Consider the following 15405-nt stretch of genomic DNA (forward strand, 5'->3'; position numbering starts at 1 on the left):
GCCCGACCATCCGGCGGGCCGCGCCCTGGCTGCGCAGGTCACAGCGGCGGGCGGCATGGCCGCGGTGACGGATACCGGGGCGATGGCCCGGGCGGTCGCGGACTGGGCGGGGCAAGGCCGCGGAACGGTCCATGTGCACGCCGGCATCGGGTGGGAGGGGCACGCCCTGACCCGCGCCGCCCATGCCGCCGGCGCGACCGTGCTGCGGACCGAACATCTGCCCTGGCTGCTGACAGACCCCGATCAGATCGCCGAATACCGCGCCGCGCTGGCCGGGGTGCATGGCGTGATCGCCGTGTCGCGCCAGGCCGCGGACGGGTGGCGCAGGGCGCTTGGCCCGGGAACATCCGTCCGCGCGGTGCCCAACGGCATCCGCCACCGCCCCGCGCCACAGGCGGACCGCGACGACCGGATGATCCTCTGCGTCGGTCGCCTGACCCCGCAAAAGGCGCAGCGCGTCCTGTTGGGGGCGCTGGCCCGGCTGCGGCGGGGCGGCGGCGACGCACGGGTCGTGATGGTCGGCGACGGTCCGGGCCGGCTGCTGCTGGACCGCGCGATCCGCCGGTTGGGCCTGCAGGACCACGTAACCTTGGCCGGGCGACGCGACGACGTGCCCGCGCTGATGGCGCAGGCCGGAATCCTGGCCCTGCCGTCGCGGTTCGAGGGGCTGCCGCTGGTCGCGCTGGAGGCGATGGCCGCCGACCTGCCCGTCGCGGCCAGCCGGATCGGCGGCACCGTCGAGGCGCTTGGCTCCGATCACCCCTGGCTGCACCCGCCGGGCAACAGCCGCGCCCTTGCCGACCACCTGGCCGCGGCGCTGCGCGATCCGCAGGCGCGCGCACGCGTGGCCCAGGCGCAGCAGGACCGTTTCACCGCGCATTTCACCGCCGCCCGCATGGCCGGCGACACTCTGGCCGCCTATCGCGCCGCCCGCGCAAAGAAGGAAAAACCGCCTATGGACCGTATCAGACTGGGCTTCATCGGGGCGGGCGGCATCGCGCATCGCCATTTCGGCGTGCTGCAGACCATGCCCGACGTCCAGGTCGTGGCCATCTGCGACACCGACCCCGCCCGCGCGCAGGAGGCCGCAGATCGCATGGGGGCCACGGCCCATCACGATCACGACGCGATGCTGGCCGCGCATGATCTGGACGCCGTCTACATCTGCGTGCCGCCCTTTGCGCATGGGGCGCCCGAACGGGCCTGCATCGCGCGGGGCCTGCCGTTCTTCGTCGAAAAGCCGATCACCCTGGACGTCGATCTGGCCCAGCGGATCGCGGCAGAGGTCGAGCAGGCCGGGCTGATCACCGCCGTCGGCTATCACTGGCGCTATCTGGACACGATGGACGAGGCGCGCGCCCATCTGGCGACCAATCCCGCGCATCTGATGCAGGGATTCTGGATCGACCAGACGCCGCCGCCGGAATGGTGGTGGCGGGCCGACGGATCGGGGGGCCAGGTCGTCGAACAGGCCACCCACATCATCGACGCGGCGCGGTTCCTGGCCGGCGACGTGACCGAGGTGTTCGGCCTGTCCGCGCGGCGCGACCGCGACGACTTTCCCGGCCTGACCGTCCCCACCGCCACTGCGGCCACGCTGCGCTTTGCGTCGGGGGCGGTGGCCAACCTGTCGTCGACCTGCTTGATGCGGTGGAACCACCGCGTCGGCCTGCATGTCTTCAGCGACGCCATGGCGATCGAGATCACCGACCACGACCTGATGGTCGACGTCGGCCAGGGTCGACCCGTCCGGCAGGCCAGCGGCGATCCGGTCTGGCGCGAGGACCGCGATTTCGTCGAGGCCGTCATGGGCCGCGAGAACCGCATCCGCTGCGACTATGCCGAGGCGCTGCTGACCCATCAGGTCGCGCTGGCCGTGGGCCGGTCGGCCGAAACCGGAACCCTTGTGCGGATGGAGGGGCTGCGGGCCGACCCGCAGCCCACCTTTTGTCCTGCCGCTGCGGCGGGCGCCGACGATGCCGCATGAACATCGCCACATCCGGTCGCTGGCCATCCTGGACCACGGCCGTCCGGGCTTCTTCAGCTATGACGAAGGGCCGGCGGGGGACGGGCAGGTCCGGCTGGACCTGCTTTATACCGGGCTGTCTGCGGGGACCGAGCTGACCTTCCTGAAGGGGACCAACCCCTATCTGCACAGCCGGTGGGACGATGTCGCGGGCCGCTTCGTGCCCGGCGAACCGTCGGCCCGGTTCCCGGTCAACTTCCTGGGCTATATGGAAAGCGCCCGCGTGATCGACGCGCGCGCGCCGGGCTGGCGGAACGGTCAGGTGGTCGGCACCGCCTTCGGTCACAAGACCGGACATACCGCCGATCCGTCCCACGACCTGCTGACGGCGCTGCCCGACGGGATGGACCCGATGCTGGGCATCTTCGTGGGCCAGATGGGACCGATCGCCGCGAACGGCATCCTGCATGCCGATGCCGAGGCCTTCGGCGCCGCCGTCCCGCATCTGGGCGCCAGCCTGGACGGGCGTTCCGCGCTGATCTGGGGTGGCGGCACGGTGGGCCTGTTCTGCGCGCTGTTCGCGCAAGCCGCTGGCGCGTCCGAGGTAGTTGTCGTCGATCCCTCCCCCTTCCGCCAGGACATCATCCGCAAGCTGGGCATGACCCCGATGGACGAGGACGCGGCCGTGGCCCATGCCAAGTCCGCATGGCACGACCGTCACGGCGGCCGCGGCGCCGAGGTGGTGTTCCAGACCCGCGCCCATTCCGACAGCCTGCACCGCGCGCTGGCCGCCCTGCGCCCGCAGGGCACGGTGATCGACCTGGCCTTCTATCAGGGCGGTCTGCCGGACCTGCGCCTGGGTGAGGAGTTCCACCACAACGGCCTGCGCCTGATCTGCGCCCAGATCAACCGCATGCCGCGCCGTCTGGCCGCCGACTGGAACCAGCGGCGGCTGGCCGCGGAAACCGTCCGCCTGCTGGAGCGCATGGGCCCCGCCATCCGCCAGCACCTGATCACCCATGTCGTACCCTTCGACGAGGCGCCGCGGTTCCTGGAACGCCTGGTGGCCGAGCGGTTCGATTTCCTCCAGGTCGTCTTCGCGACCTGATCCCGCCAAGGAGCGATCCGATGAACGACGATCTGAACCAGCCCTGGGGCGTTCAGCCGCCCCAGGACCTGCCCGTCCCGCATCCTGACGCCGGCAAGATTCGCATCCTGTTCGTCCTGGCCTGGCTGGTCGTCGGCGGAGAGGAGACGGAACTGCGCCTGCTGGCCCGCACCCTGCCCCGCGACCGGTACCGGATCGACGTCATCCCCTGCTTTCGCAAGGAGGGGATGACCGACCAGACAACCGACCAGCTGCGCGCGCTTGGCATCCATGTCGACACGACGCCCTATGCGCTTGGGTTCGACGACACCATCGACTATCTGCGCCGCAAGATCTGCGGGGCCGACGTGGTGGTCAGCTGTCAGAACGTTGCCGACATCTATCCCGCGATGGAGCGTCTGGCCCTGCGCCCGCCCCTAATCGAACATGGCGGGCTGGTCAGCGAGGCGCTGGCCGGGCCCAAGCACCTGACCGCGCGCTATGTGGGCGTCTGCGACAGCATCCGCGCGGCGGCGGCGGGACGCATGCCCGACCGGCCCGACCATGCGGTCGAGATCCCGTCGATGGTCGATCTGACCGAGTTCGATCCGGCACGCCGGGCGCCCATCCGCGCGGCGCTTGGCATCGCCGACGACCAGGTGCTGATCGGATGGGTCGGCCGCCTGGACCGCAAGAAGCGGGTCGAGGATTTCCTGGCCGCCGCGATGCGCGTCGCCGCCAGCCATCCGCAGGCGCGGTTCGTCGTCATCGGCGGGCCGGACGCCTTCATGCCGGAATACGCGCTGCAGCTGCAGGCGCTGGCGGCACCCCTTGGCGACCGCGTGATCTTTACCGGCGACCGGGCGGACGTGCCCGACCTGCTGGCGGCGATGGATGTCTTCTGCTGGCTCAGCCGGGGCGAGGGCATGCCCCATGTCATCGCCGAGGCCGGGGCCGCGGGCCTGCCCGTCATCGCCACCCCCGACAACGGCGCCCTGCAGCAGATCCGCGACGGCGTCAGCGGCCTGTTCGTGCCGCACGAGGATCCCGGGGCGGTTGCCGCCGCCATGCGTCGGCTGATCGACGATCCGGCCCTGCGGCACGGCTTGGGATCGGCGCTGCAGGCCCATGTGCGCGCAACCTATTCCGCCGCGATCGTGGTGCCGCAATGGCAGGCGCTGATCGACACCGTCCTGGCCGAACAGGCCCCGGCGCCGGCGCCCACGCTGTTCGCCAGCATGATCCAGGGGGGATGGGAATCCTCGACCCATCGGCGGCGTGACGGGCGGCGGCTGGATGTCATCGCGGCCATCGGTCACGACACCCATGCTGCCCAGGATTACCTGCAGCTGCAAAGCCTGGGCATCCGCACCTGCCGCGACGCCCTGCGCTGGCCGTCGATCGACGCGGGCGGCGCACTGGACCTGGGATCCTGGACCCCGATGCTTCAGGCGGCGCGCGACACCGGCACGCAGGTGATCTGGGACATGATGCATTACGGCTGGCCGGACGATCTGGACGTCTGGTCCCCGGCCTTCGTCGACCGCTTTGCCCGGCTGGCCCGCGCCGCCGGTCGGCACCATCGCCAAGTGACGGATGCCGTCCCCTTCTGGTGCCCGGTAAACGAGATCAGCTTCCTGTCCTGGGCCGGCGGGGATGCGGGCTATCTGAATCCGTTCGCCAGGGGCCGCGGGTTCGAGCTGAAGGTCCAGCTGGCCCGCTGCTATCTGGCCGCCCGTGCGGAGCTGCTGGCCATCGACCCGCGGGCGCGCTTCGTCACCGCCGAGCCGCTGATCGCGGTCCAGCATGCCGACTGGACCGGGCGCCCGCTGTTCGAGGCGCATGGCTGGCACGACGCCCAGTTCCAGGCCTTCGATCTGATCGCGGGCCGCCTCTGGCCGCAGATCGGCGGGTCAGAAGCCGCGCTGGACGTGGTCGGCGTCAACTATTACTGGAACAACCAATGGATCCATGGCGGCCCGCCCATCGACGTCGACCATGCGCTGCACCGCCCCCTGTCAGATCTGCTCGTCGAGGTCGCGGCGCGCTATGACCGCCCCGTGATGCTGGCCGAGACCGGGACCGAAGGCGCGCGCCGCGCCGCGTGGTTCGATCATGTCATGACCCAGACCCATCACGCCCGTCGTCGCGGCGTCCGGGTCGAGGGGGTATGCCTCTACCCCATTGCCGACCACCCTGGATGGGACGACGACCGCATGTGCCCGAACGGCCTGCTGGGCGCAGACCCCAGCAGCGGCGCACGCGACGTCCACGTTCCCTTGGCACGCATGTTGCGAGGCGTGTCACATTGGTAATGTCGAGGGATATGAGCACAGACCCGCCGCAACGCTGGTTATCCAGTTTCAGCGAAATGCGTTTGCTTGGTATCCCAAGTGAATCATCGCTAGAAGTGGCGCTGACCTATCAACCAGTCTGAATTGGTTCGGCAAGGTTTACCGGTAGAATCGATATTTCACGCATCTGTTTGCAGATAGGAGCCTGACTGGAAACGCAGCGTCTGATACCTTGTGGACTACGTTTATTCCGATCCGGTCATGCGTTTCAGCTGCTGATCATCAGTCAGCCGTTCGATGCCAAAGGCTTCCAATGCCTTGACGATGATGTCCGTGGGCGAATCCCCCGCTTCGGCTGCCGCTGTCTCCAAGCCACGGCGAAGGTCATCGGGAAGGTCAATTGGTGGGGTCGAACCGGTCATGTTCCGCTCTCCTGTGTCGTTTATTGAACATGTCAGCGTGTCATGCGGTTCCCAAGCTTGCACGTCCGGTGAGGTCTCCTCACCGATAAGCCAGGCGCCCTTTCGAGGTTACAAGCACCAGAGAAAGCAACGTATTGCGTCCGAGTTTCCAAGTACGGTCGGGAACGGATGGGTCGTCGCTGGTGGCACGATGCCTGGGAACCAGTGCTTTGCCCGAAACAATGACGACGTCATGGCCAGGAACATTTGCTGCGGCTGCCGGTTGCCGGACCTCCACCGACAAGGAGGATCCGATGAACCACCCACGTGTCTTTGCAGTCACATCCGCCGACGCCGTCCCGACCCCGTCGAGGCTCAGGCTCGCTCCACCTGTCAGCGACGCCATGCCGCCGATCCTGCCGGCAAGCGACCTTTTCGGGTGGAACGTTCATATGGCAAACAGGCGCATGACAGCCGGCACGGCAAGCAGCTGCGTCAGCCGGCACCTCTGCCAGCATCAGACTGCCTCCGTGACTGCTGACAGAGTGCCACGCGTCGATGATATCGCCATCCATGCCGCCACCGCCAAACCCCTGCGCGCCAGGCAGGCAAGACCAACGTTCGATCTCACCTTACCGGCCAGCCCGATCTCCGACCATGAGCCGCCCCTGACCGTGCGTACAGCCCATGCCCCGGACATCACCGAACAGCCGCTTTGGAGCGTGCCTATGGACACCACGCCAACCATCGGCACGCCTTTGAACGGACAGTAAATGGGGAATGACGGAATGCAGACCTGGTTGTGCCTGTCCGGCGGAAACGCATTGGGGGCCTTTCATGCCGGCGCACGGAAGGCCATTCAGGACGCAGCGCTGAACGTCACACGCATCTCGGGCGCCTCGATCGGGGCGATCGTCGCGGCGGTCATCGCGGGCAATCCGCCAGACCGGCGGGTCGAAAGCCTGGACCGCTTTCTCAACGACATCGCTCAGTCTGCCTTGTCCGGAAGCGGGCGCCGCCGGTTGGTCACGGGCACGTTGCTGTTCGGACACCCTGCGCTGTTCAGCCCATCGGTCCCCGGGTTGGCCGAGATCCTCCCCGGCGTGCCGCCCGACAGGTCAGTCTTACATCGCTGGGCGACCCGTCGGCTGATCGAGGACTATGTGGATTTCGATCTGCTGAACGCGGGCGGCATCGAGGTCACCGTGACCGCGACGGATGCCGAAACCGGCTCCGTGGCGGCGTTCCGCAATACGGTGGAACCGCTGACGGTGGATCATCTTATGGCCAGCAGCGCGTTGCCGGTCCTGTTTCCCCCTGTCACCCTGAACGGTCGGCATTTCATGGATGCGGGCCTGGCCGAGAACCTGCCCCTGCGCCCGCTGCTGGATCGCGATGACGACGCCCTGATCCTGGCCTGCGATCTGTACAGCGCAGCGGGGCCGCTGCGCCAGACGATGGACGGCATCGCCGACCGGTCACAAGAGCTTGCCTTCGGATACCAGTCGCGCCGCGCGATCGCGGCGTGCGACCTGACCGGACGTCGCTTTCATCATGTCATCCTGTCGGACCCCGAGGACGACTTTTCCGGAAAGTCCTTCGATTACAGCCAAGCGTCCCTGCGCCGCCGATCCAAGCTGGGACATATGCTGATGGCCCAGGCGCTTGAGAGCATCATCGCTGAACCCCCGACATGAGAGGCCCATCATGATCCCACCCCGACGGCACGCCGCGCTTGATGCCGTGTCCGCGGCCCTGCTGGTCCTGGGGCCGGCATCCATGAGACGAAACGCCGGCCTTCGGGCGCCGTTGACCGCCATAGGATTGGGGGTGGCCGCGTATTCGCTGGCGACATCCTATCGCGGTCGCTCGCCCGGGCGGCCGATCCGCATGGACCAGCACCGGTTATTGGATGCCGCGCAGGGTGCGGCCTGCCTTGCCTTGGCGCGCGACGTGGACGACCAGACGGTGCGCACGATGCTGCGCGGCTATGGGGCGTTCTCACTGGCGGTGGCGGCAGCGTCCTCGCCCCCCGGACCGGCCGGCATTGCCGTCCCTGCGGACGCTTGGGCGACTGATCTTGGCGAGGATCTGGCCTGTTTGCGCTGCGGCATCGTCAATGTCGCGTTCATCGGCGCTGCCGGTGCCGGCGACCGGAACTGGTATCTGGTCGATGCGGGCGTGCCGGGTTCGGCCGCGGCCATCCTGCAGGCGGCACGACGGCGCTATGGCGCATCCCGACCCGCCGCGATCCTGCTGACGCATGGGCTTTTCGATCATGTGGGCGCCTTGCATCATCTGGCAGAGACATGGGACGCGCCCATTTATGCCCACCCGGCCGAGCATCCCTTTCTGACCGGCCGCCAAGCCTATCCCCCTGCAGCCCCCGAGGTGGGGGGCGGTATGATGGCGGAACTGTCCTGGCTGTTCCCCCGGCATCCGATCGACGTGTCGCACCATCTTCGGGCCCTGCCGGAGGATGGTCGCATTCCGGGTCTGGAGGATTGGCGGTGGATCCATACGCCCGGCCACACGCCGGGTCATGTCTCGTTCTGGAACGCCGGCACGCGGGCCTTGCTGGCGGGCGATGCCGTCATCACGACGCGCCAGGAGTCCCTCCGGGGTGCCCTGCTGCCGCAGGCCCACCTGCAGGGCCCCCCTGCCTATTTCACACCCGATTGGACGGCGGCCGATCTGTCGGTCCGGCGGCTGGCGGACCTGGAGCCCCGGATCATGGTGACAGGCCATGGCCCGGCACTGCAGGGAGATGCGCTTTCAGAACGGCTGCATGCGCTGGCGACGACATTCCGTCAGCGTGCACTGCCGAACGACAGCCGCTATCTTCGCCAACCATCGTAAGATGGTGGAGTGCCGTTTGTTGATAGCAATGATTGCCGGTTGGATTCTGGCCGAATGTACGGGCAGGCGCGAGTTGTTGATACACAACAGATGTCGGCGCGGACCGGTATTCTTGGCGGTACGACGACGGCACGTCCGTGTCGCACCTTGACCGGTAGGGATCACATGTCCGAAGATCCCCCCTTGCCAGCGTGACCAAAGCTTAACCGAAAGCCCTCGAAACTCGCTGTTGCCCAAGCAAGGTACCCCTATAGTTCAAGCCGCCCTCCGTCACAGCAACCACAGCACGGCACCCGTTCCCCAAATGCCGATCGACAGCAGCAGAATGAGGAATGCTATCCGAATTGCGGGTTGAGCCCGGGCCGCATGCACGGACAGTCTGCGCCGGGATGTGCGGTTGGCCAGCCAAGCGAATAGAAGCATCATCTGTGCCGCGAGAAGAAACACCGTCGCCACGGCTTTCGGAACCCAGGTGGGCTGAAACGGGCCGAAGACGGCCTGCATCCCGATCGCAACCGCAGCAGTCGCCAAACCAGTCCTGATCCAGCCAGAGAACGTGCGTTCCACCGCAAGAATGGTGCGATCTTCGGCAAGATCCGTGCGGTCTTCGGCGGGCTGGTCCTTGATTGCCATGATATGCGCGCTGTCGTTTGCAATGCTGCCGGATAGCTGTTGAGACCGCTTGCATTGAAGAGGGAGCCACGGCCTCCCCGTGCCTCTGTGCGGTGCCTTTGCAGTGGGCTGACCGGCCAGCGCCTGCCCTGCTCGGAAAAGAGCGTATCTTGAAAGCAAGTGTCACCATCAGGTTCGCCAAACAGTGCCTTGGAACACTGCAGCCTGGTATCCGGTGCCCCACTTCTTCTTTGGTAAAGATAACGCCGACGATCACGACAAGCTCGGGTCGGAACAGAGCGTCGCGAAAACGACAGCCCCGTTGATGCGGGGCTGCCAAAGATGCTTTGGACGCTTAGACTTTTGCCGACCCCGGCATACCTGTCGGGGAACCGGCTGTCCGGGGGGCCGTGGAGGATTGGGAATGGCCGGACCCAGGGGATGCCTTGCCTTCTTCCGCGTCCGTCAACTCGTCCTGTGCGGCGGCCACGACGCTGGAGGCGGCTGACTTCGCTTCGTCCAGCCCGGCTGATACGGCGTTTCCGATGCGGCTCTTCTCCTCCGCATAGATCGCCTCCGCCTCGTCGAACAGCTGATCACGATAGTCGCCCATCAGCTCGTCTTCCTGCCGCGTGCCGGGCAACAGGGCGCCCAAGGCTGCGCCCCCGATCAGTGCAAGCGCACCGAACAGCAAGGGTTCGTTTTCATAGCTGCGGGCGACCTGCCTGTTCGCCCGCGCCATCTGGCGGCTGGCCGCGTCGCTGGCATCCAGTGCCTTGCGGCGTGCCGTCTCGATCCGGCGACGGGCCTCTTCGCTCATCCCCTCGGTGCCCTCTCCAAGCCGGTCCCGAAAATGGCGCGCGCGATTGCCCAATGCCGTCGTGCCGTCACTGACGCGGTCCCGCAGGTGGCCGGCGGTCTCTCTGGTTCTGTCCATCATGCTATGTTCCTTGTCGGATCCGGTGCTCTGGTCGAAGGACGATCCGGTCGTCATCGGGCGACGGTCCGAACTCCAACCCGTGGTCGATGCCACACCGCGCGGGGGCGGGGTGCCGCAAGCCCGCGTCGATGCCGTCTGGTCGTCGCGCCGTCCGGATGACGGGCCAAGGCCATGGACCGGGTCATGCCCGCGACCGAAGATCATCCATGCCAGCCCGATACCCGTCAGGCCCAAGGCAACAGGGTTGGCACGGGCGGCTGCGCTGGCGGATTCCGCCCATTCCGCGCCATTCCGACGAACGGAGCCCGTCAGGCGGCGCGACAGGCCGTCCAGGGACAGTTCGTCCTGCAGATCGTTCAGCGTCCGGCGCAGGGCGTCACGGTCCTTCTCGATCTCGCGTTCGATATGGTCCGGGTTGTCTGCATCATGCGTCATGATAGGCCTCCTTGACCGTGGTCGCGTCGCGCTGGACGTTCTCGACCGTACGCGTCGGCATCAGGTTCTCGGGTTTCAGGTCGGCCATGCCCTTGCGCAGAAGGCCATAGGCCAGAATCGCAAGCACGACCCCGACGATGACCGCGCTCCAAATCGGGCCAAGATCGGTTTCCGCCAGGGCGGCCACCAAGGCCGCCGTCAGCACGTTCAGCGTGACGATGCCGATGACGGCGGCGGCCACGATCATCCCCAGCCCAGCACCGGCATGGCTGAGGTTCCGGCGCATCTCTGCCTTGGCAAGGGCGATTTCCTTGCGGACAAGATCCCCTGACAGCCGCAGTGCATCCGTCGCAAGCGTGGCGGGGTTCTGGGAGCGGACAGGATCAGTCATACGAACCTCCGATCGTGCGGCTGCCCGAGAGGCCAGGGTTGCCGGATGACGCTGCGCCGGTGCCGGACACAGGCTTGGCCCCCATGCCCACGTGATGATCAGGGTTTGCAGCACCCGTTTGGGCGACCGCTGCGCGATCACCGGAGCCGGTCGGCCGGGTCGTGCCGGTCATGCCATAGCTACCGGACCTGGTCATGTCTGACGAACTGGCGGACCCTGCCCGCAGAAAACGGACCGCGGCAAAGCCTGCCAAGGCCGACAGACCCAGAAAGGCGCCCGGCTGGCGACGCGCAAAGCGACGCACATCACCCAGCATCTGTGCGGGGTCCGTCGAATTCAGGCTGTCCGCCAGTCCGCTGACGCTGTCGGCGGCACGGTCGAACATCTGTGCGACGGTCGAATCCGGATCGATCTCGGATCTGGCCTTGCGCAGACCTTCGGCCACGCTCTCGGCACGGTTCGCAACGCCGGAACGCAGGTTCTGCTCGCGGCGCGCAACATCGTCCTTGACCGTTCCGGCCAACCGCGACGCCTGTTCGGAGGCCTCGGCCCTGATGCTGCCCTGTTCGGACGTATCAGTCTCCCTGAGGTTCGGATCGTTGATGGTCATCTGAGATCTCCCTTTTCTGGCTGAAGACGAGCATTACAGCGACCCGCCGACAGGTTTATCGGGGCCCCAACCAAGCGACGGAGATGATGTTCCAATAACGTTAATTAAGTTGAAGATTTTTCATGCGGCAACCATGCCAGAATAGTGAAATTATCCTTCTATTACATTGTCTTGAAATTTTTTAAGTTATCAGGCTTATTTTTTATTTCGCAGAAGGCGCCATGTCGAAACGGACCGTTCTACGACTATATGGCTTCGGTCTCTTGACCCGCGGGAATAATGACTCGGATTGTCTATTAATGAGGGATAGAAATCTATATAAATCAACCGAAGATTGCAAAAAAGAGGTAGGCCGTCCACCCAGTGATATCGAAACACCCCGCAGCACATTTGATCATATCCGTATCAGATATGGCAGTGCACAGATTTCGACTGCCGCGTATATAGTACGCCATGTTTTCATCAGCATTTATTGTGATCGCAGAACGCTGACCACCCGTTGCACCCCGCGACTTCGGCAGCAGTGGTCCTAATGTTTTGCCCTCATAGAGAACAGGAGGCATCACCCTCAAACGTCATTGAAAACATCACCTGACTTACGACGCCGTTGCGAGCATCGGCAAACTTTACAGCTATAATAGGCCGCGAGCATGGCACCAATCCTTTGATCCAGAGCCAACGCCACCTTTGACCTTGCTCTTAGTCTTACCCGATATGACATAGCCGACAGAATCTACGCTATTTTTGCTGATAATCGCGTGGAGAAAATCATACAGCAAAACGGTCAGCGTAGCGGCTACAATTAATACTGGAAGGGGAAGAGCAATAGCAACTGTCCATGCTTCATAGTCCTAGCGCCAACGCCAACGCCAACGCCAAGAAACTGAAATTCACGCTTATTCAAAAAGGCAGAACAATTGCAAATCTCAAAGGGACGAGAAATCACGGAAACCCGTGATTAAATGAAATTTTCTACGATTTGAGAAGCGGTGAACGCTAGTTGCCTCTCTCCGCAAACATTGTTGCGGCCGCCGGATGCAAGGGGGCGGCCAAGCCCGACTCCTGCATGTCGCGAACGGACAGCTTCTCCAGCACGGCCGCTGAGACCCCGATCGAGGGAAGGTTTGCGATGGTATTTTTGAAGATTGCGGCAACGATGTCATCCGGCATGTCCGTGCGTGTCACCAGCGTCGCCAAGACTCCGATCGACAGGATCCTGCCCTTTTTTCCATAGACGCTGCGCGGAATGGACGAGTAGACATAATCGTCGTTCGCCTCGATGAACGCGCGCACTTCGGGTCCGGAAATGTTGACCAACCGCGCATCGCACTCGTTGATGGCACGATCGACGACCGAACTGGGATGACCCAGGATCAGCACGGTCGCGTCGATCCTGCCGGCGCATAGTTCATCCAGTCCGGTGCCGGTGGTGAGTTCAAGCAGCGCCCTGAAATCCGTCCGATCCAGACCCAGGGCCGTCAGCAGGCGCATGGCCGTCGCCTGCCTGCCCGATGCAGGCAGACCGATATCGACCCGCTTGCCGACAAGCCCCCCCAGGCTGAGGATATGGGCGTCGGGGCGCGCCAGGACCGTCAGCGTTTCCGGATAGAGCGACATGACGCTGCGAAGATCAGAGAAGGCCGGTTTACCCACGAACGGGCCTTCGCCGGTCAGGGCCATGGTCTGCACGTCGGACTGCACGATGGCGAAATCAAGCTGGCGGGTCCGCAGCGCCTCCATGTTGTAGATCGAACCGGGGGTGGCCTCGGGGCTGCAGCGCAGTGCCGCCTCAGCCCGGTTCGTCTCCTGACACAGGGCGGTGGCGGCGGCGTAATAGCTTCCGTTAACGTCCCCGGAGCCGATGGTGTACAGCCGTGGATCCTGTGCCTGCGCAACTGTCGACACGGACAGAAAGGCCACTGCCATCCAACGGAACATCGACGACCTCCGCACCCTGCTGTCGCCATTAGCGCATGACGGCGATTCATCGGCAAGCACGTAAAATCTTCTCGCAGAAACGCGAACTCGCAGTCACTATGGAAAGGGGGACCTTGCGAGGGAAGCGATGCCGGATTTCCTGTACGACATTCCGCTGCGCGACCTTGCCTTCTATTTCTCGCTTGCCGCCGTCCTGTCGATCTTCGTCGGGATGCTCGTCCTCAAGCCGATCCTGCGCCTGCTGATCGGTTCAGGCCCCGACCTGAACGAGGCGATCACGCACGGCACGGCCGGCTTCAACCTGTTCTATGGTCTGCTGCTGGGCCTGCTGACCGTGTCGGCCTATCAGAACAACGAGCGCGTGAACGAGGCGTTGCTGAACGAGGCCACGGTGCTGGGCGCGCTGTATTCCGACATCAACGGTTACCCGGAACCCGTTCGATCCGAGACCAAGGCGATGATGCGCGACTATGTCCTGTTCACACTGTACAAGGACTGGCCCGCCCACGCGCAGGGCTCCTATCTGGATGGCGGTGGCAATCGCGTGAATGCGATGCGCCAGAAGCTGTCGGGGTTCGAGCCGACCTCGGCCGGGCAGGAAATCCTGCATGCGCAGATGCTGTCGGCGTTCCAGGAGTTCACCCGCGCCCGGCAGCTGCGCCTGAACGGTGTCTACACGGAAATTCCCAACGTCCTGTGGTATGCCGTGCTGGTGGGCGCGGCGATCAATATCCTGCTGATCGTCCTGCTGCGGATGCGCCCCGTGCGTCAGTTCGTGCTGGGCACCATCACGGCGTTCTTTCTGGGCGTCATCCTGTTCGTCATCGTCGCCCTTGACGATCCGCTGCGCGGCGAAGCGGCGATTCAGCCCGACCCGCTAGAGCGCCTGTGGCAAAGGGTCATGATCTGGGACGAGCCCTGAGGAGGCGACATGGCGCAGTTTTCCATCCGGGAGGTCGAGGGAATGCGGCAGGTTCGCATCGAGATCGACCAGGAGACCATCCGCGCCCGCCGCGGGGCCCTGTCGACCATGCGCGGCGACATCGCCCTGACACCGCGGCTGCCGGCACTGGCGGATGTCTTTCGGTCGATGTTCACCAGCGAAGCCCGGATCAGGCCTTATTACAAGGGCAGCGGGTCGATCGTGCTGCAGCCGTCCTTGTCCGGATATCACCTTCTGACGGTTCAGGACGGCGAGACATGGGTTCTGGAGCCCGGCGTCTATTGGGCATCCGAAGGGGGCGTTTCCCTGGGCATGCGCCGTGAACGCTTCTGGCCCAGCCTGTGGGCGGGTGATGGCGGCCTGGTCTGGAAGACGACGCTTCACAATGCGGGCCAGGTCGCGATCAACGCCCCCGGCCCTGTCGAGACGATCGAGGTTCAGGACAGCGACCTGCGTGTTCAGGGTCGACTTGTGCTGGGCAGGACCGAGGGCCTGCGGTTTTCATCACGAAATCCGGCGTCATTTCCGCGCAACCTGATCTCCGGGCAGAAACGCCTGCGTGTTTTCAGCGGCACCGGAAAGGTTCTGGTTTGCTGGACGCCTTATTGGAACGAACATCTGTATCGCAGAATGACCGGGGAAAGCATCGATGGAGCATTGCTGGAATGATCCCTTGGTGCGCCCATGTCATGCGCATCGGTCAAGATGCAGTGCCCTGCAGTCTGCCGCAGTCCCGCATGCGCGGTGACCAAACGATACGTAACCCTTTCACGGTCAGTTCCGTGATTTGCATATCCTTGAGCGGCTTCTCCCCGCAGTAACCGCAACCAATATCGCTTTGTGGCGTCGCTGGCCTTCTGGTCTGCCCCCTGAAAAGTGGTCCTCCCTAAGGTATGGCTTTTGAGCCATTTGGAGGATGCAGGAATGCC

At 64.9% G+C, this 15405-nt stretch carries 15 protein-coding genes; 8 read left to right on the forward strand and 7 right to left on the reverse strand.

Annotated features, from left to right (window positions below; genetic code table 11):
* The 3 genes from FHD68_RS12995 to FHD68_RS13005 form a co-directional block, all read left to right on the forward strand.
* Positions 1–1987 (forward strand): glycosyltransferase (locus FHD68_RS12995; protein WP_139085956.1); only part of this gene is annotated, 1987 nt, incomplete at its 5' end.
* A complete protein-coding gene (locus FHD68_RS13000) occupies positions 1977–3074 on the forward strand; it encodes a zinc-dependent alcohol dehydrogenase (protein ID WP_139085958.1) in 1098 nt (365 codons plus the stop codon). The genes FHD68_RS12995 and FHD68_RS13000, both read left to right, overlap by 11 nt.
* Before the next feature lie 20 nt (positions 3075–3094).
* Complete coding sequence (locus FHD68_RS13005; RefSeq protein ID WP_127897399.1) at positions 3095–5368, forward strand: glycosyltransferase family 4 protein; 2274 nt, start codon at positions 3095–3097, stop codon at positions 5366–5368.
* A gap of 224 nt (positions 5369–5592) precedes the next feature.
* Here the strand turns inward: FHD68_RS13005 and FHD68_RS19025 are convergent, their stop codons facing one another.
* Both FHD68_RS19025 and FHD68_RS13010 read right to left on the reverse strand, forming a co-directional pair.
* The gene (locus FHD68_RS19025) at positions 5593–5769 is read right to left on the reverse strand and encodes a hypothetical protein (protein WP_164871366.1); all 177 of its coding nucleotides are present in this window, start codon (positions 5767–5769) and stop codon (positions 5593–5595) included.
* Between the two features lie 79 nt (positions 5770–5848).
* On the reverse strand, positions 5849–6154 hold the full coding sequence (locus FHD68_RS13010) for a hypothetical protein (RefSeq protein WP_127897400.1): 306 nt from the start codon (positions 6152–6154) through the stop codon (positions 5849–5851).
* Here FHD68_RS13010 and FHD68_RS13015 point away from each other — a divergent pair.
* From FHD68_RS13015 to FHD68_RS13025, 3 genes are all read left to right on the forward strand, one after another.
* Entirely contained in the window at positions 6153–6521 is a 369-nt protein-coding gene (locus FHD68_RS13015) for a hypothetical protein (RefSeq protein WP_127897401.1), read from the forward strand. The genes FHD68_RS13010 and FHD68_RS13015 overlap by 2 nt on opposite strands.
* Entirely contained in the window at positions 6522–7445 is a 924-nt protein-coding gene (locus FHD68_RS13020; RefSeq protein ID WP_127897402.1) for a patatin-like phospholipase family protein, read from the forward strand.
* 133 nt (positions 7446–7578) lie between these two features.
* Positions 7579–8607, forward strand: coding sequence for an MBL fold metallo-hydrolase (locus tag FHD68_RS13025; protein ID WP_208863773.1), 1029 nt, complete (start codon positions 7579–7581; stop codon positions 8605–8607).
* A gap of 270 nt (positions 8608–8877) precedes the next feature.
* Here FHD68_RS13025 and FHD68_RS13030 read toward each other — a convergent pair whose 3' ends face one another.
* From FHD68_RS13030 to FHD68_RS13050, 5 genes are all read right to left on the reverse strand, one after another.
* Positions 8878–9240 (reverse strand): DUF202 domain-containing protein, encoded by a 363-nt coding sequence (locus FHD68_RS13030; protein WP_127897403.1) that lies wholly within the window; start codon positions 9238–9240, stop codon positions 8878–8880.
* Positions 9241–9574: 334 nt separating this feature from the next.
* Positions 9575–10594 carry a DUF3618 domain-containing protein gene (locus FHD68_RS13035; RefSeq protein WP_127897404.1) on the reverse strand — a complete coding sequence of 340 codons (1020 nt, stop codon included), beginning with the start codon at positions 10592–10594 and terminating at the stop codon, positions 9575–9577.
* Positions 10584–10985, reverse strand: a complete 402-nt coding sequence (locus tag FHD68_RS13040; RefSeq protein ID WP_127897405.1) for a phage holin family protein — start codon at positions 10983–10985, stop codon at positions 10584–10586. Before FHD68_RS13040 ends, FHD68_RS13035 begins: the two co-directional genes overlap by 11 nt.
* The gene (locus tag FHD68_RS13045; RefSeq protein ID WP_127897406.1) at positions 10978–11595 is read right to left on the reverse strand and encodes a hypothetical protein; all 618 of its coding nucleotides are present in this window, start codon (positions 11593–11595) and stop codon (positions 10978–10980) included. Before FHD68_RS13045 ends, FHD68_RS13040 begins: the two co-directional genes overlap by 8 nt.
* Positions 11596–12591: 996 nt before the next feature.
* Positions 12592–13533, reverse strand: a complete 942-nt coding sequence (locus tag FHD68_RS13050; protein WP_127897407.1) for a TAXI family TRAP transporter solute-binding subunit — start codon at positions 13531–13533, stop codon at positions 12592–12594.
* A 127-nt stretch (positions 13534–13660) separates the two neighbouring features.
* Here FHD68_RS13050 and FHD68_RS13055 point away from each other — a divergent pair, with 127 nt between their 5' ends.
* Positions 13661–14455, forward strand: coding sequence for a bestrophin-like domain (locus FHD68_RS13055; RefSeq protein WP_127897408.1), 795 nt, complete (start codon positions 13661–13663; stop codon positions 14453–14455).
* Positions 14456–14464: 9 nt separating this feature from the next.
* Complete coding sequence (locus tag FHD68_RS13060) at positions 14465–15145, forward strand: AIM24 family protein (protein WP_127897409.1); 681 nt, start codon at positions 14465–14467, stop codon at positions 15143–15145.
* The last annotated feature ends 260 nt before the right edge of the window (positions 15146–15405 follow it).

Source organism: Paracoccus marcusii (assembly GCF_006151785.1).
Taxonomy (GTDB): domain Bacteria; phylum Pseudomonadota; class Alphaproteobacteria; order Rhodobacterales; family Rhodobacteraceae; genus Paracoccus; species Paracoccus marcusii.

Coding starts and splice junctions, on each gene's coding strand:
- FHD68_RS13000 (WP_139085958.1), top strand. CDS start 1,977: ATGCCGCATGAACATCGCCACATCCGGTCGCTGGCCATCCTGGACCAC.
- FHD68_RS13005 (WP_127897399.1), top strand. CDS start 3,095: ATGAACGACGATCTGAACCAGCCCTGGGGCGTTCAGCCGCCCCAGGAC.
- FHD68_RS19025 (WP_164871366.1), bottom strand. CDS start 5,769: ATGACCGGTTCGACCCCACCAATTGACCTTCCCGATGACCTTCGCCGT.
- FHD68_RS13015 (WP_127897401.1), top strand. CDS start 6,153: ATGCCGCCGATCCTGCCGGCAAGCGACCTTTTCGGGTGGAACGTTCAT.
- FHD68_RS13010 (WP_127897400.1), bottom strand. CDS start 6,154: ATGGCGTCGCTGACAGGTGGAGCGAGCCTGAGCCTCGACGGGGTCGGG.
- FHD68_RS13020 (WP_127897402.1), top strand. CDS start 6,522: ATGGGGAATGACGGAATGCAGACCTGGTTGTGCCTGTCCGGCGGAAAC.
- FHD68_RS13030 (WP_127897403.1), bottom strand. CDS start 9,240: ATGGCAATCAAGGACCAGCCCGCCGAAGACCGCACGGATCTTGCCGAA.
- FHD68_RS13035 (WP_127897404.1), bottom strand. CDS start 10,594: ATGACGCATGATGCAGACAACCCGGACCATATCGAACGCGAGATCGAG.
- FHD68_RS13040 (WP_127897405.1), bottom strand. CDS start 10,985: ATGACTGATCCTGTCCGCTCCCAGAACCCCGCCACGCTTGCGACGGAT.
- FHD68_RS13045 (WP_127897406.1), bottom strand. CDS start 11,595: ATGACCATCAACGATCCGAACCTCAGGGAGACTGATACGTCCGAACAG.
- FHD68_RS13050 (WP_127897407.1), bottom strand. CDS start 13,533: ATGTTCCGTTGGATGGCAGTGGCCTTTCTGTCCGTGTCGACAGTTGCG.
- FHD68_RS13055 (WP_127897408.1), top strand. CDS start 13,661: ATGCCGGATTTCCTGTACGACATTCCGCTGCGCGACCTTGCCTTCTAT.
- FHD68_RS13060 (WP_127897409.1), top strand. CDS start 14,465: ATGGCGCAGTTTTCCATCCGGGAGGTCGAGGGAATGCGGCAGGTTCGC.